The 21,365-nt window shown below is 62.3% G+C and carries 9 protein-coding genes; 4 read left to right on the top strand and 5 right to left on the bottom strand.

Annotated elements, in window-relative coordinates:
- Positions 1-38: 38 nt before the first annotated feature.
- Positions 39-1,052 carry an AI-2E family transporter gene (locus tag JBO08_RS19405; protein ID WP_065874318.1) on the top strand — a complete coding sequence of 338 codons (1,014 nt, stop codon included), beginning with the start codon at positions 39-41 and terminating at the stop codon, positions 1,050-1,052.
- A gap of 433 nt (positions 1,053-1,485) precedes the next feature.
- On the opposite strand, the gene JBO08_RS19400 is transcribed toward JBO08_RS19405, so the two are convergent.
- The gene (locus tag JBO08_RS19400) at positions 1,486-2,754 is read right to left on the bottom strand and encodes an Hsp70 family protein (protein WP_186754648.1); all 1,269 of its coding nucleotides are present in this window, start codon (positions 2,752-2,754) and stop codon (positions 1,486-1,488) included.
- A gap of 239 nt (positions 2,755-2,993) precedes the next feature.
- Here JBO08_RS19400 and JBO08_RS19395 point away from each other — a divergent pair, with 239 nt between their 5' ends.
- The 3 genes from JBO08_RS19395 to JBO08_RS19385 all read left to right on the top strand — a co-directional run bounded on the left by JBO08_RS19395 (position 2,994) and on the right by JBO08_RS19385 (position 18,065).
- On the top strand, positions 2,994-3,932 hold the full coding sequence (locus tag JBO08_RS19395) for a DnaJ C-terminal domain-containing protein (protein WP_065874317.1): 939 nt from the start codon (positions 2,994-2,996) through the stop codon (positions 3,930-3,932).
- A gap of 116 nt (positions 3,933-4,048) precedes the next feature.
- Positions 4,049-10,984 carry a dermonecrotic toxin domain-containing protein gene (locus JBO08_RS19390; RefSeq protein ID WP_220074862.1) on the top strand — a complete coding sequence of 2,312 codons (6,936 nt, stop codon included), beginning with the start codon at positions 4,049-4,051 and terminating at the stop codon, positions 10,982-10,984.
- A 70-nt stretch (positions 10,985-11,054) separates the two neighbouring features.
- A complete protein-coding gene (locus JBO08_RS19385) occupies positions 11,055-18,065 on the top strand; it encodes an NEL-type E3 ubiquitin ligase domain-containing protein (RefSeq protein WP_220074861.1) in 7,011 nt (2,336 codons plus the stop codon).
- A 100-nt stretch (positions 18,066-18,165) separates the two neighbouring features.
- On the opposite strand, the gene ureC is transcribed toward JBO08_RS19385, so the two are convergent.
- The 4 genes from ureC to JBO08_RS19365 all read right to left on the bottom strand — a co-directional run bounded on the left by ureC (position 18,166) and on the right by JBO08_RS19365 (position 21,356).
- Positions 18,166-19,866, bottom strand: a complete 1,701-nt coding sequence (gene ureC, locus JBO08_RS19380) for an urease subunit alpha (protein ID WP_065874314.1) — start codon at positions 19,864-19,866, stop codon at positions 18,166-18,168.
- Positions 19,867-20,002: 136 nt separating this feature from the next.
- Positions 20,003-20,308, bottom strand: a complete 306-nt coding sequence (locus JBO08_RS19375) for an urease subunit beta (RefSeq protein ID WP_065874313.1) — start codon at positions 20,306-20,308, stop codon at positions 20,003-20,005.
- Positions 20,305-20,838 carry a GNAT family N-acetyltransferase gene (locus JBO08_RS19370; protein WP_065889072.1) on the bottom strand — a complete coding sequence of 178 codons (534 nt, stop codon included), beginning with the start codon at positions 20,836-20,838 and terminating at the stop codon, positions 20,305-20,307. The genes JBO08_RS19375 and JBO08_RS19370 overlap by 4 nt, the downstream gene beginning before the upstream one ends.
- A 5-nt stretch (positions 20,839-20,843) precedes the next feature.
- Positions 20,844-21,356: a GNAT family N-acetyltransferase gene (locus JBO08_RS19365; RefSeq protein WP_065879923.1), complete on the bottom strand. Its 513-nt coding sequence runs from the start codon at positions 21,354-21,356 to the stop codon at positions 20,844-20,846.
- Positions 21,357-21,365 lie beyond the last annotated feature (9 nt).

The raw sequence follows: 21,365 nt of genomic DNA, 5'->3' as shown, positions 1-21,365 counted from the left end.
ACTGCCCATCCTTTAACGCCGTTCGTTTTTGAGGCTGTATGCCAACGTTTTCTCAGCGTCATGTGTTGCTGCTGGCCAGCTACATCATCATTTTCGGCGGGTTGCTGCTGGTACTGCCGCTCAAATTGCTGCCCAGTCTGCTGGCGGGTCTGTTGGTGTTTGAACTGGTCAACATGCTCACCCCCCAACTGCAACGGCTGATCGAAGGCCGGCGCGCGCGTTGGCTGGCGGTGGCTCTGCTTGGCACCCTGATCGTCAGCGTGCTGACCCTGATCTTTGCTGGCGCCATCAGCTTCCTGCTCCACGAAGCGGAAAATCCCGGAGCTTCCCTCGACAAATTCATGGGCGTGGTCGACCGCGCGCGCGGCCAACTGCCGCCGTTTCTCGATGCTTACCTGCCCGCCAGCGCCGCCGAATTCCGCGTGGCCATCGGCGATTGGCTGAGCAAACACCTGAGCGAACTGCAGCTTGTTGGTAAGGATGCCGCGCATATGTTCGTCACCCTGCTGATCGGCATGGTGCTCGGCGCGATCATCGCCTTGCAGCGCGTGCCCGACCTGACCAAACGCAAACCCCTGGCCGCCGCCCTGTTTGATCGCCTGCACTTGCTGGTCCAGGCCTTTCGCAACATTGTTTTCGCCCAGATCAAAATCGCCGCACTCAACACCGCCTTCACCGCCGTGTTCCTCGCCGTGGTGCTGCCGCTGTGCGGGATTCACCTGCCACTGACCAAAACCCTGATCGTGCTCACCTTCCTGCTCGGCTTGCTGCCGGTGATCGGCAACCTGATGTCCAACACCCTGATCACCATCGTCGCGCTGTCGCTGTCGATCTGGGTGGCAGTGGCGGCGTTGGGGTATCTGATTGTTATCCACAAGGTCGAGTACTTCCTCAACGCGCGGATCGTGGGTGGGCAAATCAGTGCCAAGTCGTGGGAACTGTTGCTGGCGATGCTGGTGTTTGAAGCCGCGTTTGGTTTGCCGGGGGTGGTGGCGGGGCCAATTTATTATGCGTATTTGAAGAGTGAGCTGAAGCTGGGCGGGATGGTCTAGGAATGCTGTCCAAAGGCTTGGTGTTCGTTGCACTGGCGCTGCTTGCCGGGTGTGCGCCCTCGCATTCCGCATGGGTATCCAGTCGAGATGGCTCGAATGGCACCCCGATGGACTCACATATCCGTACTATCTGCTCCCAATCACCTGGGAAATGCTCGGATTCGTTCTGGTCGCCCGTCAATCAGAACCGAGTGTTTGACCGCGTTGTGGAAGAGGGTCAGGGCAAGCGCTACTACATCACGTGGATACGTGACTGCCGTTATTCCGTTTGGGTGGATGAAAACAGGGTGGTCAAGTCCTGGCGGTATGAGACGGAAAATACCGGAAGTTGCTACATTTTCTAGGTCTGGTGCGCGATGGACGCAGATCAAAATGTGGGAGCGGGCAACCCCCCCCCACATTAGTCATGCTGTGTTGGCGACAAAGGGGCAGATCAGCAGCCGTATCGCTTGCTCGCCTCAATCGCCAACCCACTGCCGATGCTGCCAAAGATATTTCCTTCCACATGCCGCGCATTCGGCAACATCGCCGAAATGCTATGGCGCAGTGCCGGAATCCCGCTGGAACCGCCGGTAAAGAACACCGTGTCCACCTGCGCCACACTGACCGATGCATCGTTGAGCAACTGCGTGACACTGCCGCGCACGCGCTCCAGCAAGCCATCGATGGCCGACTCGAACAGTGCTCGGCTCAGCGCTACGCTCAGCCCCGGCTCAACCCGGTCCAGCGCTACATGGCGGCTGTCTTCATGGGTCAGCTGGATCTTGGTTTCTTCCACTTCCATCGCCAACCAGTGCCCGGCGCGCTGTTCGATCAGCTTGAACAGGCGATCGATACCACCGGTGTCCTCGATGTCATAGCGCATGCTGCCCAACGCCAGCTGGGATTTCTGTGAGTACACCGAGTTGATGGTGTGCCAGGTGGCCAGGTTCATGTGATGGCTGGTGGGCATGTAGGCGCCACTTTTCATGCGGCTGCCGTAACCGAACAGCGGCATCATGCCTTGCAGGCTCAGTTGCTTGTCGAAGTCGGTACCGCCGATGTGCACGCCGCCGGTGGCGAGGATGTCATCGTGGCGGTTGTCGTTGTGACGACGGTCTGGCGACAGGCGCACCAGCGAGAAGTCTGAAGTACCCCCGCCGATGTCGACGATCAGTACCAGCTCTTCCTTTTCGATGGTGGACTCGTAGTCGAAGGCGGCCGCAATCGGTTCGTACTGGAACGAGATGTCCTTGAAGCCGATCTTGCGCGCAACGTCGACCAAGGTGTTTTCCGCTTCCTGGTCGGCCATCGGGTCGTCATCGACGAAAAACACCGGGCGGCCCAGCACCACTTCTTCGAACTCACGGCCGGCGTTGGCTTCGGCGCGGCTCTTGAGTTGGCCGATAAACAGCGCCAGCAGGTCTGTGAACGGCATCGCCGTGCCGAGCACGCTGGTGTCGTGCTTGATCAGCTTGGAACCCAGCAGGCTCTTGAGCGAGCGCATCAGCCGGCCTTCGTAGTTTTCCAGGTACTCATGCAGGGCCAGGCGGCCGTACACCGGGCGACGCTCCTCGAAGTTGAAGAACACCACCGACGGCAACGTGATCTTGTCGTCCTCCAGCGCGATAAGCGTTTCCATGCCGGGGCGGATCCAGCCGACGGTGGAGTTGGACGTGCCAAAGTCGATGCCGCAGGCACGGGCTGGGGATGGGTTTTTCATGTCTATCGGGTTCCGGTTGAAAAACGGCCGCGCAGTGTATGCCAGTCGAAGGCGGATGCGTAGGCCGACCATCCGTTAAATCGTGCTTGAATCCTGGGGATTTGCCCCCACATCTGCTGCATACGGCAAGTGCCGATAACACTTTGACGCACCCCCAGGCCACAAGACTCAACAAGTGCAAACCAGCGCACGTTGTGCCCCGGGCTGTGCGATCTCGATTGAAGGATGGTGAACCGCCGATGGATTTCAAAGACTATTACAAGATTTTGGGTGTCGAGCCGAGTGCTGATGACAAGGAAATCAAGGCCGCCTATCGCAAGCTTGCACGCAAATATCACCCGGATGTGAGCAAGGAAAAAGACGCTGAAGCCAAGTTCAAGGACGCGTCCGAAGCCTATGAAGCGCTTAAAAGCGCCGATAAGCGCGCGGAATACGACGAGCTGCGCAAATACGGCCAACATGGCCAGCCATTCCAGGGCCCGCCGGGCTGGCAGAGCCGTGGTGGCTATGGCGGTGGTGGCGGCGGTGAGGATTTTTCGGACTTCTTCAGCTCCATCTTCGGCTCGCGCGGCGATGCCTTTGGTGGCGGCCAGCGTCGTCCTGCCGGGCGCAAGGGCCAGGATGTGGAGATGCACCTCACGGTGTCGCTTGAAGAGACGCTGTCGACCGAATCCAAGCCGATCAGCTTCCAGGTGCCGCACTACGACGCCTCGGGCCGGCATGTGAGCAATACCACCAAGAGCCTGAACGTGAAGATCCCCGCCGGCGTGGCCGACGGTGAGCGCATCCGCCTCAAGGCGCAGGGCGCACCGGGGATCGGCGGCGGGGCCAATGGCGACCTGTACCTGATCATCAAGTTCGCGCCGCACCCCAAATTCGAGGTGGACGGTGAAAACCTGATCATCAACCTGCCGCTGGCACCGTGGGAACTGGCCCTGGGCGCGGAAGTCGCCGTGCCGACACTGACCGGCAAGATCAACCTCAAGGTGCCCGCCGGCAGCCAGAACGGCCAGCGCATGCGCGCCAAGGGCCATGGCCTGTTGAACAAGGCGGGGCAGCGCGGGTACCTGTTCGTGCAGCTCAAGGCGGTAATGCCCAAGAGCAGCGACGATGAGGTGAAGGCGCTGTGGCAGGAACTGGCGCAGAAAGCCGCGTTCAACCCACGCGAGCACTTCTGACACCTGTAGGCGCGAACGTGCTCTGCATCGCAGGCTCGCGCCTACATAGTTAGCCCTCGTCCCCAGGCACCGATCATTAGGCTGATGGCTTTCCCATCAGTCACGGATGATCCGCCATGCCCAACCCGCAACCCCCCGCGTCCGCCAGTATCCACGGCCCCTTTCTCGAACAAAGCATTCCCGACTGGCTGATCAACGCCACCCCCGAACGCCGCGCCACCCTCAAGGAGGCCCGCACCACCGCGCCGGATTGGTACACCCGCGCCACCCCCGTCCAGCGCCTGGCCCTGAACAACCGCGTGCTTGCCAGCTTCAATGCGCAAACCGCGCTGGACAAGGCCGTGGCCTCGCTGCAAAGCGTCGACCAGTTCGCTGAACCCCTATTGCGCAAGGCGTTGCAGGATCAGTTCAACCTGCAGTTGGACGTCAACACCACCTACCTGCACCTGCAAAAGCCGGTGGAGCTGGGCGTGTTCGCCGTCGAGGTCGACCGCTTCGATGTGCTGAAACTGCCGCTGCTGCAGGCTGCGCTGCACAACTTCGAAGAAGCGGAAGCCAAGCCCAGCGCTTTTCATCGGCAATCCGGTTTCCTGCGCGAAACCCAGACCCCAGGCACTTTCGACCCCATCACGACAGCGTTGACCGTGCCCCAATTCATTCACCTGTGCCGCACCCTGGATATCGGCGCGCTCTACCAGGCCTACCTTGAGCGCTTCCTCAAGCCGCAGGACGACCAGGCCCTGCGCCAGGCTTTCATTGCTGCGCAGAAAGCCGCCCTCTCCGTGGCGGCGGACCAGGCGTTGTTGCAGCAGGATATCCGGCCCGCTGACTACCGGATGATCCAGGACGTGATCAACGGTGAACGCCACCCGCGCCTGGGCGGCAAACCGGTGTGGTTCCGCGATCTGGGCATGATGAAAAAACGCCTGACCGGCTGCGTGGTATTTGTGATGAGTGAGCAGTATCGCTACTCGGACGAGCTGATTCTCTATATCCCCAACGACCCCCTTCACCCCCTCAAGCGCTACACATTCGAAGGCATGCGCGCTGCGTTCAAACAGCATTTCACCGCCCGTGACAACGCTGCCGAAGCCAACGGCAACCCCACTGGCTATCAGCGATTTTTCAGCCAGTTCGTCGACTATGCCGATCGCCCGTACTTTTTCAGCCAGTTCACTGAAAACGCGCCTGCCGCCTCCCTGGGCGAGGCGCTGCAACCCTATGCGCCGCTGGCCAATCAGGGGCTCAAGGGCATCAATCCCTTTATCCTGCTCGTCGCCCCGCGTGAATTGCCGCCAGCGCCACCCGGGCCCAAGGTCGCCAACCTGGATCCTTACATTGACGCCACGGCGCTGTCGCGCAAGGGCCATGGCATCTGGGCAGAGAACATCGACCTGTGGACTTACCTGTTCGAACAGTACCGCGACAAACTGATCAATGACGCACGCAGCCACGCCGTGCCCACTGCCGATGTGGATGCGCGGGTGCGCTCGGAAAAATTCAGTGCGTTGCTCAACATCGGCCTGCTGGTGCTCAACGCCGTGTCGATGTTCGTCCCGGTGCTGGGGGAGGTGATGATGGTCGTGATGGCCGGCCAACTGTTGCACGAGACCTTCACCGGTGTGATCGAATGGAGTGAAGGCGACCGCCGGGCGGCTAAGGCCCATTTGATCGATGTGGCGGAAAACCTCGCGGTGCTGGCATTGATGGTCGCCGGCGGCAAGGCCCTGGCCAAATTGACGGCGGCCAAGGCCGAGCCGGTGATAGAAAACCTGCACCCGGTCAGCCTGCCTGACGGCCAGGTCCGCCTGGGCAAAGCCGACCTGCGTGGCTACGAAAGCCCGGTGCTGCTTGAAGGCTCACCGAATGCCCAGGGCCAGTATTTCAAGGGCGGCAAGACCTACATTCGCCAGGGAGACAAGGCCTATGAGCAGCGCTACGACGCCACTGTGCAACGCTGGCGCATCGCGCACCCCAGCGACGCCAGTGCCTATCAACCGCTGCTCAGCCACAACGGCCAGGGCGCATGGCGCCATAGCCTGGAGCGGCCACTGGCCTGGGACCGCCTGACCCTGCTGCGCCGCATGGGCCACAGCACCCAAGGGTTTACCGATGCGCAATTGCTCAAGGCCGCCGACATCAGCGGCGTCACCGATAACCAACTGCGCCGCATGCACATGGACAACCGGTCACCTGCGCCTGAGTTGACCGACGCAATGCGCCTGATCGAGGCTGACCAAGGCGTGGACCAGGTCATCGAGCAGATCCGGACCGGGCAATCGACCAACGGACGCTACCTGTTCACCTTGCCTCTTATCACCGAACTGCCGCGCTGGCCGCTGGGACGCGTGCTCGAAGTGTTCGACAGCCGTGCATTGACCGGGCGCTCGATCAAGTACGGCTCCGAGCGGTGGTTTGCCGGGATCGAGGCCAAGGCACCGATCCGCATCAGCCGCGCCGACGTGCTCAGCGGCGAGCTGCCGACGCGGATTCTCGCCGCCCTGAATGAAACGGAAATTACCGCGCTGTTGGGCGGTGAACCGGCGCGCGTGGTGGCCGAGCGACCCACGGAGTTTCGCAAGCAGATCGCCGACTTCGCACGCACCCGCCAGGCGGCAATCTTTGAAAGCCTGTACAACGGCCACGCCGCATCGCACCCGGATATCGCCAAGCTGCAACGGCTCTGCCCAGGCCTCAGCGAGCCGGCTGCGCGTAACGTGATCGAACTCGCCGACGCTGAGCAACTGGCACGCCTGCACAGCACCGGGCGCATGCCCTTGCCGCTGCTGGAACAAGGCCGTTGGTACGCCCGCCAAGGCCGCCTGGGCCACGCCTACGCCGGATTGCACCTGGAAAACATGGCCGCCGGCGACAGCACGCGCCTGGCCCTGCACGCTCTGCAACGCCTGCCGGGCTGGTCCGATCAACTGCGCCTGGAAGTGCGCGAAGGCAGCATCAGCGGGGCCCTGCTCGATGGCATCGGGAGCGAGACCGCGCCTCAGCGCAAATACCTGGTCAAGCACGGCCCGGTCTACCAGGCCTTCAACGCGCGTGGTGAAAGCCTCAACAGCCTGCCGCGCCATGGCGACAACTTCTATGCCTCGATCATGCACGCCTTGCCCGACGAGGCGCGCCAGGCTCTGGGCATGCCCCAGGTCAGCCAGAGCGCCGACCTGCGCCGCGCGATCATCGACTATGCCTTGGGCCATCGTGGCGAGATGGCCGCACGTCTCGACCGCCACGCCGCCACCCGTCAACGCATCAAGGCGCCGACACGTATCAGCGCCAGCCAGGTGGGCTACCTCGCCAGCGGCCGCGGCAGCGGCGTCGACCCGTCACTGGTCTCGCGGGTGCAGGACCTTTACCCCCAACTCACCGAGCAACAGGCCAACGGGTTCATCCTCGAGCAGCGCCTGGCCGGGCAGAGCGATGCGCAGATCTACGGCCTGCTGCAAGCGCGCACGCGTGAATGGCAAAGCTTGGAGGCCAGCCTCGACCAGTGGGTCGGTCCCCAGCCCCAAGGGCTGCAGTCGTCGTCCTTCGGGTCTAGGGCAGTGGCCGACAGCATCAAAGACTCCTGGCGCAATGCCCCATTGGCCGGCGAAGACCCACGCTACGCGCAGTTGCGCATCATCCATTTCTCCTCGCTGCCGCCGCTGCCTCGGTTGAGCGCCGACTTTTCCCATGTGCGCGACCTGCAACTGGTTACCTCCAGCGCCGATGACTTGCTGGCCCTGTTCCCCAACCTGGAAAAACTGCACATGGCCGGCAGCTCTGACCAGCTAGACAGTGTTTTCGAACACGTGCGCAACCTGCGCCAACTGCGCAGCCTGAGCATTTCGGTGCCGCTGACGCCGCCCATCCTGTCCAGGCTCGGCACCCTGACCCACATCGAGGAGCTGAGCCTGGTGTCGGCGCGCTTCGACGGACCGGCGCTGCCCAGCCCGCCGCTGGATGTGAGCGCATTCAATCACCTGCGTCGCCTGGAAATCATCGACCCCTGGATGAAGCAGTGGCCGACCGGCGTGCTCGACCTGCCGGCCCTGGAACGCCTGAACCTGCGCCAAACCGCCATCGACGCCTTGCCCGGCGGAATCTACGACGGTCATGAACGGCTGTTTGCCGGGTTGTCCCTGGACTGGTCGCGGTTCCCGCGTGAGGTGTTCAAGCCGGCGTATGAGTTTGTCAGTAGCCGCGCTGAACATTTGATGGACCTGGAGGAAATGGTCAGTGACTACTGCCGTGGCGAACTCAAGCGCCTGACCGAGATGGGCCCCCAGTCCCCCGACATCCTGTTCACGCGATTTGCCGAACAATGGCCGGGCGCCGAAACGCGGTTTGCGGCGATCGAGGCGCTGAGTGCGCAATGCCGTGAAATCAATGGCCTGCTGGAGGCCTGGGTGGGCGATTCGATGACGCTGGAGGGTGGCGGCTATGCACGCTCCACCCTGGCCTCCACGCTGAGAACCTGTTGGCGTAATGGCGTCTACCGCCAGTACGGTTCATCCACCGGCGAGCCGAGCCTGGACCGGTTGTACGGGCACATGAGCGACTCCTCGGTGCTGGACCTGCCTTACATGCAATTGGATACGCTGCCGCATCTGCCTGCGGCGGGCTTTACCCATGTGCGCACCTTGCGCATGCGCAACCTGCGGGTGCCGGCGGATCAGGTCCAGGTGTTTATCCGGGCGTTTCCATCGGTGCAGATGCTCGACCTCAGCGGCAGCGCCCTGACGCAACTGCCGTTTGAAACCCGCGATTTACCAGCCCTTGAACACCTCAACTTGCGTAACAACCCACTGCACAGCTTGGATGTGCGCGGCCTGGAGCGTTTGCAATCACTGAGTCTGCGGGGAACCACACTGACAGCCTGGCCGACCGGCGTCGAACACCTGTCGCAGCTCACCTGGCTGGATTTGCGCAGCAGCCAGCTCACCCGCGTACCAGCCTCGGCCCTGGCCCAGGACCGCGTGCTGCTCAACGCCAACCTTACCGATACGCCGCTGACACCCGAGGCGCACACCGCGCTGAAGACGGCCATGCACCGGGTAGAGCAAGCGCGTGGCTTGCCCGAAGGTACCTTGCAACGGTTTGCCGAGAATCAGGTGCCCGATCATTTCCCTCCTGCGGAGAGCGGGGGAGCCATTGCCCGACACTTGTTGCCGTTGCTGCCTGCCGAAATCCAAGGCGCATCCCTGGAGCAGCGGCTGCATCGTCTGTGCCCGGCGCTCGACGAGGATGGCGCCGCGCAGTGGCTGGCCAAGTTGCGCGAGGATGGGGTTGGCGATGCCCTACTGCATCAGCGTGTCGATGCCTGGAACCGTGACTTCGAAGACCTGACGCGGCGCTTGAATGGCTGGATGTACCTGCGCGAAACCCGGGGCATCGATTGGACTCGCGGGGGCAACTGGATCCTGTCGGCACAAAGTCGTGGCATGGCGGCGCGGCGCATCATGGCCTGCTGGCGCGACGGCATCCTGGCCTGGAGTCGCGAGGCCGATAGCGTGTTGACCCTCAACGGGTTGCAACTCGGCGACTTGCCACCACTGCCGGTATCACTTGCCCACGTTGGCACCCTGGACCTCAGCGGTGTGCGCGTCACCGAGCTGGGTTCCAACGGCTTCTTGAGCGCGTTCCCCCAACTGCACGTGTTGGAACTCAGCGGCAACGGCTTGCAACTGCTGCCCGCGCCGGTGGGTGCGATGAGCCAGTTGGAACGCCTGGAACTGGGTAGCAACAGCCTCGCCGACCCCGAGCCTTTGTATCGCACATTGGCAAACCTGACCCAGTTGCAATGGCTGGACCTGAGCTACAACAACTTGGAAACCTTCAGTGTCGACAACCTGCACACGCTGCACACCCTGGACCTGCGCAACAACCGCCTGGTGCAGTGGCCAGACGGCGTGTTGACCGCCCCGAACCTGCGCAGCCTGAACCTCAGTGACAATGAAATCTCGTTGATCCCCGATCATGCGCTCAATGGTCAGCACGATACGTTGCTCGATGGGGTCGACCTGTCCGACAACGTGAGTTTGTCCCTCGACAGCCTTGAGCGCCTGCGCGACTACTTGGTGGCTGGTCGGCGCGATCGCGCGCTGGGGCTTACGCGTAGCGATATCGAGCAACTGCTGCACGATCTGGACAGCGATACCGAAGACGCCAATGGCAACAGTGGCGTAGAGGAAGACGAAGATATCGTCGAGGCCCAGGGTGAGTCGCCACAACGCGCCGCATGGCTGGAAAATATCGACCCCGACGCCGTACAGGGCCACATCGAGCTGTGGGAGCAGTTGCACGCCGAGCCAGATAACCAGGCCTTCTTCCACCTGCTTGCGCGGTTGCAGGACACCCTGGAGTTTCGCGTGGCCCGCGCCGACCTGACGCGACGGGTGTGGGACGTGGTAAGCGCCGCCGCCGGCAACAGCCAGTTGCGGGAGATCCTGTTCGCCATGGCCAACACCCACGGCACCTGTATCGACGGGCGCATCCTCACGTTCAGCGGCATTGAGGTCAAGGTGTATGAATACAATGCGTTGCTCGGCCTGGACCCCGAACGTCTGGACTTGAAGGGCCAGGCGCTGTTGAACCTGTCGCGCCAGCTGTTTCGCCTGGGCAAGGTCGAGGCGTTGGCGACTACCGAGGGCTCTGTGGATATGGCAGAGAGGCGCCTGGAGTACCGCATAGGCCTGACTGACGGCTGGCCGGATGGCCTGGTGTTGCCCGCTCAACCCCGCCACATGTCGTATGGGCGGCCAATTGCTGGCGAGCTGCTCAATGAAGCCCGGGCCGAAATACTGCGCCTGGAGGGCACCGATGCGTTCTACGAGGACCTGATCAGCCGCGACTACTGGGTGCAGTACCTGACGGAGCGATACCCCGATGAGTTCAACACCCTGAGCCAGATCACCACGCGCCGGCGCAGCAGCCTTGAGGCCGCTCACGAGCAGATCGACGAAGCCTACGGCGAGGCTGCCAACGCGCTTGAAATCGAGCTGTCCACCCAGCGCAATCAGAAACTGATCGAGCTGTCCCGCCGCGAGACCGGCGCCTGATAGCTATCTACCGCTGAACCTGCCTGCGGGCGTGGTGTGCTGTGACTCTTACATTAACTGGAGAGACACCATGCCCGCAGGCACCCCCCCGGCCGCCCAGACCGAGCCGCTCACGGCTGAATATGCGCTGATCAAACAGAACACGCCGCAGTGGTTGATCAAGGCCGCCGCACCCACTCGCGAGGCGTTCAAGAGCGCCTCCACCCAGCCCCTGGAGTGGCTCGTAAGCCTTCCGGACGACCAGCGCCAGCAGCTCAAGCGCTACAACGAGGCCAGCGCCGAATCGCAAAATGCCTTGGACCAGGCCATGGCGCCGTTGCAGACGGTCGAGGCGTTCGCCAAACCCATACTGGCCGAACGGCTCAAGAAAACGTTCAACATCGAACTGGATCTGGACACCACCTGGCTGCACCTGCGCAAACCGATTGCCCTGGGCGCGCTGGAAATCAAGATCGGTGAATATTCCGTGCTCAAGCTCACCCTGCTGCAGGCCGCCTTGCACAACTTTGAAGAGCGCGAGTGCGTGGAGGGTGCCTTTGACAGCTCATCGGGCTTACGCGTCGGCGATGCGGACAACAGCGCAGCAGTCACCTCCTCGATGTCTGTAGAACGCTTGCTGCGGTTCTGTCGCGCCGTCGACATTGGCGACCTGTACCAGCGCCATCTCAAGGCATTCTTCGACAGCAACGAAGCGACGCTGCGGCCATTGGTGATCCGCGCCGAAAAAGATGCGCTGCAGGCGGCGGCCTACCTGGCCCTGCTGCAGCAGGACATTGGCCCTGGCGATTATGCTGTGATCGAAGCAGTGCTCGCCGGCCACCGCGATGTGCAGCAAGGCGGTAAGCCGGTGTGGTTCAGCGACCTGAGCATCATGGGCCTGCGCCTGAGCGGATGCACCGTGTTCGTGCCGGTGGACAAGTACCAGTATTCCTCTGAAGTACTGGTCTACCTGCCCCATGATCCCGTGCACCCGCTGAAAAAATACCCCAACTCCCATGCCCTGGAAGGCGAGTTGACGCGCCAGTTGATGGCCGCCGACAGCAAGGGGCCTGGCCGCTACCCGCGCTATTTCGCGCAGTTCCTGGCCTATGCCGACCAGCCGGTATTTTACAGTCGCTTGACCCAGGAGGGCAGCACCACCAAGGCTCAAATCCTGTCGACTGTCGGTTCGGCCATCAACCAATACGTGCTGCCCTTTGTGTCGGCCACCGTGTCGATCCTGCTCGCGCCCAAAGAGCTGCCGCCCAAGTCGCCGGCACCCCGGGAGCCGATCAAGGACCCGAATTTCTACATCCGGGTGATTTCAAAGCGCGGCCTGTGGGAAGAAAACGTCGCACTGTGGGAGCACAACGCCGACCGGCTGCGTGACAAGCTGATCGCCGATGCCCGCCAGCACGCGGTACCCACCGCCGATGTGGATGCGCGTGCGCGGGCCCGCAAGATCGCCGCGCTTGAGCAGGCGGGTCTGTTCGGGCTGAACCTGGTGTCGATGTTCGTGCCGGTGTTGGGCGAGGTGATGCTAGGGGTGATGGCCGGGCAACTGCTATATGAGACCTTTGACGGCGCAATCGAATGGAGCGAAGGCGATCGCGAAGCCGCGGTCGGGCATATCACTGACGTCGCGGAAAATCTTGCGCAGATGGCGCTGATGGCCGGCGGTGGCGCAGTGCTCGGGCGTGTACTGCGCCCGCCGCCGGTGATCGAAAACCTCAAGCCGGTGACCTTGCCGTCCGGTGAGCAGAAACTGTGGAAAAACGACCTGACACCCTACAAGGCCAACGTCGAGCTGCCCCCCGACGCGCGACCCGATGAACTGGGCCTGTATCACCATGAAGGTCAGGCGCTGCTGCCGCTGGAAGGCGAGCATTATGCGGTGCAGCACGACCCGCATAATGGCGAGTACCGTATCCAGCACCCCACGCGGCCGGACGCCTATGCGCCCGGGCTTGAGCACAACCAAGAGGGCGCCTGGCACCACGAAGGTGAAGCACCGTTGACCTGGGATGACGCGACCGTACGGCGTCGCCTTGGCTATTCGAGCGATGCCGTGCAGTTGGCGCAAGTCAGCAGCGGGATTGATACCGACGTGTTGCGCGCCGCCCACGTGGACCATGAGTCCGTCCCGTTATTGCTTGCCGATAGCCTGCAGCGTATTGCCATCCACCGCGAAATGACGGGCTTTATCGAGCAACTCGCCAGTGCCGAGCCTGCGGTGTACGCCAAGGCCGATGTGGCTTTGCAGATGCACCTGATGCAGCGCCGTGGCCTGCTTTCCGGTGCGCCGAAGCTGCGCGTGATGGACCGCGCCGGCAAGGTGCTATGGGACGACCCGACGGCCAGCACCCTCAAACGCCATGTGGTGGTGCTCAGCCCGACGCATCTGGCGCGTGGCGAGGCCCTCGATCAGTTGCTATTCAGCCTGGAAGGTTACCCTGACGTCTTAAAGGAAATGCCCGGTTCGTCCGCCGACGCCCTGGCATCCCGCGCCGGCAAACTACGCAGCTATCTCGCGCAAAGCGCCGAAACTATCAAGGCCGCGCTGGTCGAGGAACGCTATACGGCTCGCACCCGTAGCGCCGACCCCGATGTGCAGCGCCTGCTTGCCGAGCATCGCAGCCTGCCGTCGGCCATCGCCTCGCGGGTACTGGAGCGCTTGAGCCCTGAAGAACGCCAGTTGTTTCGCGACAGCGAACGCTTGCCCGAGCCATTGGCCGAACAGGTACGCTGGTACGAACAAGAAACCCGCGCCGCGCGCGCCTATGAGGGGGTGCTGCTGGGTACCCCCAGCGATCTTGACAGCCAGCGCCTGGCCCTGCGCACCCTTGAAACCCTGCCCGGCTGGCGCCGGGGTACGCGCGTGGAACTGCGCTACCACTCGGCCCAAGGCAAGGTGCTGGATGCCATCGGCTCCCCGGACCATGGCGCAGCGCGCAGCCTGGTGCTTGATGAACACGGGGATTTCTACACGGCGGCCTGGCAATTGTTGTCGGCCAGCGAACGGCAAAACCTGGGAATCGCCGACAGCGCCCAGCTCAAGGCTGCGATCCAGCGAAAGCCATTGCCACGGGCGGCATTACGCACGGTGCTGCTGGATAATCCGATCCGCAAACCGGCCTATGATCCGTCGTTGCGCCTGTTGGGTGGCGGGCGCGGTCTGCAGCAACTGGTGACCTCGACCACCAACGTGTTTCGCACCCCCGAGGTGCGGGTACGGCGCCTGTATCCGACCTTCGGCGACGCCGATGTAGGGGCCTTCATCCAGAACCTGGGGCCTGATGTACGTGGCAGCCTGTCGCGCCTGGAAAGCGAATATGCCAGCCTTGAGCACGACCTCAAAAGCTGGGTGCGTACCCACGCCCCGCAAATGACGGCCACGGCCTTTGATCGACGGGGAGGGTATGTGGGCAACCTGGCGAACCAGATCAAGCGCTGCTGGCGCCGGGAAACCGGACGCAGCCTGCACATCAGCGGCAGTGAAGGCCTGCCGCTGCCGGCCTTGAGCGCCGATTTCAGCCATGTCGACGAACTCGAACTGACCCGTATCGCCTGGGCACCCTCAGGGCAGCGGTTCCTGGCCAATTTCCCCCGGCTCAAGCATCTGCGTATGGCCGAGGCCAGCCTCAACGAACTGCCTGAGTCGATCACGGCCATGGGTGACCTGACCCACTTATGGTTGCGATCCAATAACGTGTGCCTGACCGTTGAAAGTGCGCAGAGACTGGCTGGCATGCGTGCGTTGGAAACCCTCGACCTATCCGGCAACCCGCTGGGCATCACGCCGGATGTCAGCGGCATGCCGCATTTGAAAAACCTCGACCTGAGCCATACCAGCATCACCCAGTGGCCCCGGGGCCTGCGCGATCAGGCGGCCTTGCAACGCCTGGACCTGAGCCACAATTGGTTGAGGAACATACCACCCGAGCACTTGAACCCGCCCGCTGAGGACCTCGAGCGCATTGCCCGCATCAACGGCGTGACCGTGATGCTCGGCAATCCGTTTTCCCTCGAGACGGCTGCCGAACTCGACCAGTATTGGCGCCGCCTCAAGCGACGTGAACCGGCACTGCCTGACAGCGGCATCGACGATGCATTTGCCATCGAGACGCCGCAGATCGCCCAGGTGCGGCGCATGTACCCCCACTACAGCATTGCCCAGGCCCGGGACTATATCTGGGCCTTGGGGGAAGACGCCGCGCAGCAGTTGCAACAACGCGAAGTCGAGTTCATCGGCTTGAACCAGCAACTCAACGGTTGGGCGTTTTCCGGCACCAATGAAAATGCCCGCGCGCCCAATACCTATGTGCGGGCCTATCAACGCCGGCTCAACGCCGATGTACAGATCGATCGTTTCGAAGCCAAGAGTCGTATCCTCAACTGCTGGCGGCGGGCAACCGCGCAGAAACTGGCGAGTGACGGCACCCCCATCGGCCTGGAGCTCGACCTCAGCGGCTTGAACCTGCCGGCCCTGCCGGAGCTGGAAGCCGATTTCGGTCATGTGGGGTCGCTGAAGCTGAACAACATGAACCTGACCGTTTCTCCTGAGCAGTTCCTGTCGCGCTTTCGCGGCGTGCGCTGGTTGGACCTGTCCAACAACCGCCTTCGCGAACTGCCGCCGGCCTTGGGCGAGATGCATGGGTTGACGCGGTTGTTCCTGCAGAAAAACCTGATCCGCCTGACCCCTGAGAGCGCGCAGATCCTGGCGCAGCGCACCACGCTGCGTGCGTTATGGATGGACAACAATCCACTGGGCCTGACCCCGGATTTCAGCTTGATAACCGATATGCGCTCCCTGAGTCTGGACGCTACCGGCATTGACACCTGGCCCACCGGCCTGGGGGCGCAACCGGCGCTGGATAAGATCAACCTGCGCAGTAATAGGCTCACCAACATTCCCGACTCGGTGATCGCGCCACCGGACGATCAGTTGGCGCAATCGGCACGCCTCAACAACATCACCAATGTCACCGATAACGCCTTCACTGCCGAGACGTTGGCGCGCGTGAACACCTATAGCGAGCGCCTGCACGAGGCCGGGATCACGCAAGGTAGTGACATCAACTTATTGGTGATGACTGCCAGGACCTCGGGCGCAAGTTTCCGTATGGCGCCGACCGTGGATGCACGGATCCAGCGTTGGACCCGTGGGCTGTCCGCCGAGCAAATCGCGGCGCGCCAGCAGCAGTGGCTGGCGTTGCGCGAGCAAGAAGGTTCGGATGGATTTTTCCAGATGCTCGACGACCTGATCAGGCCCGAGGGTGACGGCGATGAGCTGCAACAGCGGGTGTGGGAGGTGATCGATACCATCACCGAGAACACGGCTGAATCCCATGCACTGCGCCAGGAGATGTTCGACTGGGCCGGGCGCGCTGCGTGTTGTGATCGTGCGGCCTTGTCGTTCAGCAACCTGGAAATCAGGGCCATGGTGTATCGGGCACGCGCCTTGGCGACCGATGAAACCCAGGGGGCGGCGCTGATCAAGTTGTCCAGGGGCCTGTTGCGCCTGGACGAAGTGGAAAAAACCGCCCTGGCCGATATCGAGGCACGCAAGGCGCGCATCAACAACGCAAAGGGCTTGTCCGCCAGCCAGAAGCAACGCCAGATCGACCTGCTCGAAGAGGTGGAAATTCGACTGGCCTATCGCATGGGGCTCAAGGGGCCGGAGGCGCCCGGCGCCAAGCAACTGGACCTGCCTGGCCAGCCGCACATCGCACGGTTTACCAACATGGTCGGGGTCAGCCAGGCGACGCTAGATGCCACCTACGACCGGATCATCCAGCTCAACGAGTCGCCGCAGGAATTCCAGGCCTTGATGTCGCGGGAGTTCTGGCAGGACTACGTGACCCACAAATACCGTACGCAATTCGGTGCCCAGAGCCTGCCATACCAGGAACGTTTAGCGCAGCTGCGTGACAGGGTCGATGCGGGCACGCTGTCCGAGGGCAACTACGAGGCCCGGGCCAAGGACATGCAGGCGCAACTGGCGATCGAGGAAGCGAGCTTGATGGAGCGCCTGAGTCGCCAGGAAATCGCCGAATACCTGATGCCCCATGGCGAGATTCAAACCTTGGCCGAACCCTCGCTGGTGTTGCGGCTTTCCGAGGCCGAGAAGATCGAGTACGAGGGCAAGCCTTACTTCATCGCCAGTCTGCCTGATGCCGGTGATGGGCTGCACTATGTGTTGCGCGTCCAGGACCCGAAGAATCCGTTTGTATTGGTCAGCGCCGGTATCGTCGCCAAGCCGGACATAGCCGGTGCCTGGAAGCGCAGGGGCTTGTCGGGGGGAATGAAAGCGGACGTTCCCGACGACGAGTTCGAATTGGCTTCGGAATCAATGCAGGTCAAACCCTACACCCGTGCCGAGTTGGATTTCATGCGGCATGAAACCCACTTCATCAACCTGGACAACCGCCTGGGCACGTATAACCGTGCCAATAACGGCAAGTACCCTTTAAGGGATTACCAGGGCCGGCCGATTCGCATTCGAGGCTTGGAGAGTCGGGTTACAACCGCTGAGGGCCATCGCTATAGCTCGGCGCAAATCAAACCCTACATCCAATTCGAAGGCTATGAGCGCGTCGCGGCGCTGTATGACGAAAAGCTGCAATTGCGCACCTTTACCGCCGAGGATGTGAAGGTGCCCGGTGAACGGGGGTTGATCGGCCAGTCCATGGTGGTGGCGAATCGGCGAATTGCAAAAGGTGAAATCCTCGGGGTTTACGGGGGGACGATTCTCCCTCGTGGGCTCGTTGCGGACGCAAGCAGCACCTTTGGCATGGTCGTTGGCCACACCAAGGCACCGGAAGTCGAGCCGATCACGCTGGTGGGTGACAACATTATTTCCAGGATGAACACCCACTTTGAATACGACGCCGACGGCAAACCCATACGCCAGGCAGAAGGGGGATATAACGTCGAAGTGGTGCCTTTCCGGGCCGAAGCGGTGTATGCAACCAGCCGCTCCGGTGCCCGCGAGGCGTTTTCGTTGAATGCCGCGTTTGCGACCGAAGACATTCCGGCGGGCGTCGAACTGCGCTGGGATTATCAGTACACCGACGGCATGATAAAAAACCAATTCTCCTGAGCAGATGATGGGCAACGGTGAGTGTCACTCGCACATGTACGCCCTCGGCGAGGGGCGCATCAACACCCTGTGCTCCGTTATCCACCCGCTCATGGGGGGCTCAGAACAGGAAGTAACGCTGCGCCATCGGCAGCACCTCGGCCGGTTCGCACCACAGCAGTACGCCGTCGGCCTTGACCTGATAGGTCTGCGGGTCGACCTCGATGTCAGGCAAGTAATCGTTGTGGATCAGGTCGGTTTTCTGCACCGAGCGGCAACCCTTGACCACGGCGATCTGCTTTTTCAGGCCCAGGGCTTCGGGCAATCCGGCGTCCTGGGCGGCCTGGCTGATAAAGGTCAGGCTGGTAGCGTGCAGGGAGCTGCCGAAGCTGGCGAACATCGGGCGGTAGTGCACCGGTTGTGGCGTCGGGATTGAGGCGTTGGCGTCGCCCATCAGGCTCGAGGCAATCGCGCCGCCCTTGAGGATCAGTGTCGGCTTGACCCCGAAAAAAGCTGGGCGCCACAGCACCAGGTCGGCCCATTTGCCGACTTCGATAGACCCGACGATATGGCTCACGCCGTGGGTGATCGCCGGGTTGATGGTGTACTTGGCGATGTAGCGCTTGATGCGGAAATTGTCGTTGCCCGGGCCATCGCCAGGCAGGGCGCCGCGCTGGCGTTTCATCTTGTCGGCGGTCTGCCAGGTGCGCGTGATCACCTCGCCGACACGGCCCATGGCCTGGCTGTCGGAGCTGATCATCGAGAACGCGCCGAGGTCGTGCAGGATGTCTTCGGCGGCGATGGTTTCGCGGCGGATGCGGCTTTCCGCGAAGGCTACGTCTTCGGCAATGCTCGGGTCCAGGTGATGGCAGACCATCAGCATGTCCAGGTGTTCGTCGATGGTATTGCGTGTGAACGGCCGCGTCGGGTTGGTGGAGCTGGGGAGCACGTTGGCGAAGCCGCAGGCCTTGATGATATCCGGCGCGTGCCCCCCACCGGCACCCTCGGTGTGGTAGGTGTGGATGGTGCGGCCCTTGAGCGCGGCCAGGGTGGTTTCAACGAAGCCGGATTCGTTGAGGGTGTCGCTGTGGATCGCTACCTGCACGTCGTATTGGTCGGCGACGCTCAGGCAGTTGTCGATGCTCGCGGGTGTGGTGCCCCAGTCTTCGTGCAGCTTCAAACCGATGGCGCCGGCCTTGACCTGTTCGATCAACGGCTCCGGCAGGCTGGCGTTGCCCTTGCCGGTAAAACCGATGTTCATCGGGAACGAATCGCTGGCCTGGAGCATGCGCGCCAAGTGCCAGGGGCCGGAGGTGCAGGTGGTGGCGTTTGTGCCCGTGGCCGGCCCCGTGCCGCCGCCGATCATGGTGGTGACGCCGCTGGTCAGCGCTTCTTCGATCTGCTGCGGGCAGATGAAATGCACGTGGCTGTCGATGCCGCCGGCGGTGAGGATCATGCCCTCACCGGCGATCACTTCGGTACTGGCGCCGATGGCCATGGTCACGCCGGGCTGGATGTCCGGGTTGCCGGCTTTGCCGATGGCGTGGATGCGCCCGTTCTTCAGGCCGACATCGGCCTTGACGATGCCCCAGTGGTCGATGATCAGCGCGTTGGTGATCAGCGTGTCGACGACTTCATGGGCGAGTAATTGGCTTTGACCCTGACCGTCGCGGATGACCTTGCCGCCGCCGAATTTGACTTCTTCGCCGTAGACGGTGAAGTCCTGTTCGACTTCGAGGAACAGGTCAGTGTCGGCCAGGCGGACTTTGTCACCGACGGTGGGGCCGTACATGTCGGCGTAGGCTTGTCTGGAGATCTTCATGTGTCTGCCCTGAAATATTTGTGTTGAATGTGAAATAGCTATCGCAGGCAAGCCAGCTCCCACATGGGACTGTGTTCACACATTTGGATTTGTGAATACAGTCCCATGTGGGAGCTGGCTTGCCTGCGATGAGGCCCTAGAGATCACCCATAATGCGTCCGGCAAAACCGAACACCCGCCGCCCACCGCTCAAATCCACCAACTCGACCTCACGACTCTGCCCCGGCTCAAACCGCACCGCTGTCCCCGCCGGAATATTCAAACGCATGCCACGGCTCGCCGCACGGTCAAACGTCAGCGCGTCATTCGTCTCGAAAAAATGATAATGCGAGCCCACCTGGATCGGCCGATCGCCGCTGTTGGCTACGCCAAGGGTGACGGTACGGCGGCCGACGTTGAGTTCGATCTCGCCAGGCTGGATCTGATATTCGCCAGGAATCATGCAGGTTGCCCCAGGGTCTTGAAGTAGATAGCGGTCGGGCTGTAGCGCCCGTCCGGGCTTTGGCAGTAGTCGGGCAGTTCGCCGACCTTGATGTAGCGCAGCGACTGGTAGAAGGCTTCGGCGCCGGAGCCAGCCTCGGTGTCCAGGTACAGCAGGCCGCGCTTGTGCTGGCGCGCGGCGAGTTCCAGGGCGTTCATCAATTGCTGGCCCAGGCCATGGCGCCGTGCGCGGCTGTGCACCAGCAGTTTTTGCACCTCGGCGCGGTTCAGGCCGTTGGCCTTCTGGCACAGCGCCAACTGCACGCTGGCGATCACCTCTTCGTCGCGCACCACCACCCACAGCAGCAGGCTGGCGTCTTCAATACTCGCCTGCACGCCGTTCAGATAAGCACGCGCTTGAGCCTCATCGAAATCGGCCATGAAACCCACTGAAGCGCCATGCTTGACCGCGTCCAGCAACAGCTCGATCAAGCCCAGGCGGTAGTGGGCAAAACTTTCAGCATGGACTCGACGCAGTTGAGCAGCGTTCATCGGTGTCACTCCTGGGGCGGTTCTGCGCCCGGATTCAAGGCAAGCTGCATAAAGGTGAGGTCGAGCCAGCGGCCAAACTTGATCCCCACTCGCGGCATCTGCCCGGTGGTGATGAACCCCAGGCGTTCATGCAGGCGGATAGAGGCCTGGTTGCCACTTTCGATGGCGGCGACCATCACGTGTTTGCCGCAGGCGCGCGCGCGTTCGATCAGCGCTTCCATCAAGCGCGGGCCCAGGCCCTTGCCGCGTTGGTCGTTGCGCACGTACACCGAGTGTTCGACGCTGTAGCGGAAGCCCTCGAACGGGCGCCAGTCGCCAAACGCGGCGTAGCCCGTGACTTCGCCGTTTTCCACCGCCACCAGGATCGGATACCCCAAAGCCTGGCGCGCGCTGAACCAGGCCTGACGGTTGGCCAGGTCCACCGGTTGTTCGTTCCAGATCGCCGTCGTGTTCAGCACCGCATCGTTGTAGATGTCGCGGATCGCAGGCAGGTCCTGCTCGGTTGCATCACGAATCATGGCCGGCCT

Origin of the sequence: Pseudomonas sp. LAP_36, from assembly GCF_019456785.1 — a bacterium.
GTDB classification, from domain to species: domain Bacteria; phylum Pseudomonadota; class Gammaproteobacteria; order Pseudomonadales; family Pseudomonadaceae; genus Aquipseudomonas; species Aquipseudomonas tritici.
The sequence above is the reverse complement of the archived record's forward strand: the minus strand, read 5'-3'. Positions and strand labels throughout refer to the sequence as shown.

Bases quoted from the DNA above. Each gene is read 5' to 3' on its own strand.
- JBO08_RS19405 (WP_065874318.1), top strand. From the start codon at position 39: ATGCCAACGTTTTCTCAGCGTCATGTGTTGCTGCTGGCCAGCTACATC.
- JBO08_RS19400 (WP_186754648.1), bottom strand. From the start codon at position 2,754: ATGAAAAACCCATCCCCAGCCCGTGCCTGCGGCATCGACTTTGGCACG.
- JBO08_RS19395 (WP_065874317.1), top strand. From the start codon at position 2,994: ATGGATTTCAAAGACTATTACAAGATTTTGGGTGTCGAGCCGAGTGCT.
- JBO08_RS19390 (WP_220074862.1), top strand. From the start codon at position 4,049: ATGCCCAACCCGCAACCCCCCGCGTCCGCCAGTATCCACGGCCCCTTT.
- JBO08_RS19385 (WP_220074861.1), top strand. From the start codon at position 11,055: ATGCCCGCAGGCACCCCCCCGGCCGCCCAGACCGAGCCGCTCACGGCT.
- ureC (WP_065874314.1), bottom strand. From the start codon at position 19,866: ATGAAGATCTCCAGACAAGCCTACGCCGACATGTACGGCCCCACCGTC.
- JBO08_RS19375 (WP_065874313.1), bottom strand. From the start codon at position 20,308: ATGATTCCTGGCGAATATCAGATCCAGCCTGGCGAGATCGAACTCAAC.
- JBO08_RS19370 (WP_065889072.1), bottom strand. From the start codon at position 20,838: ATGAACGCTGCTCAACTGCGTCGAGTCCATGCTGAAAGTTTTGCCCAC.
- JBO08_RS19365 (WP_065879923.1), bottom strand. From the start codon at position 21,356: ATGATTCGTGATGCAACCGAGCAGGACCTGCCTGCGATCCGCGACATC.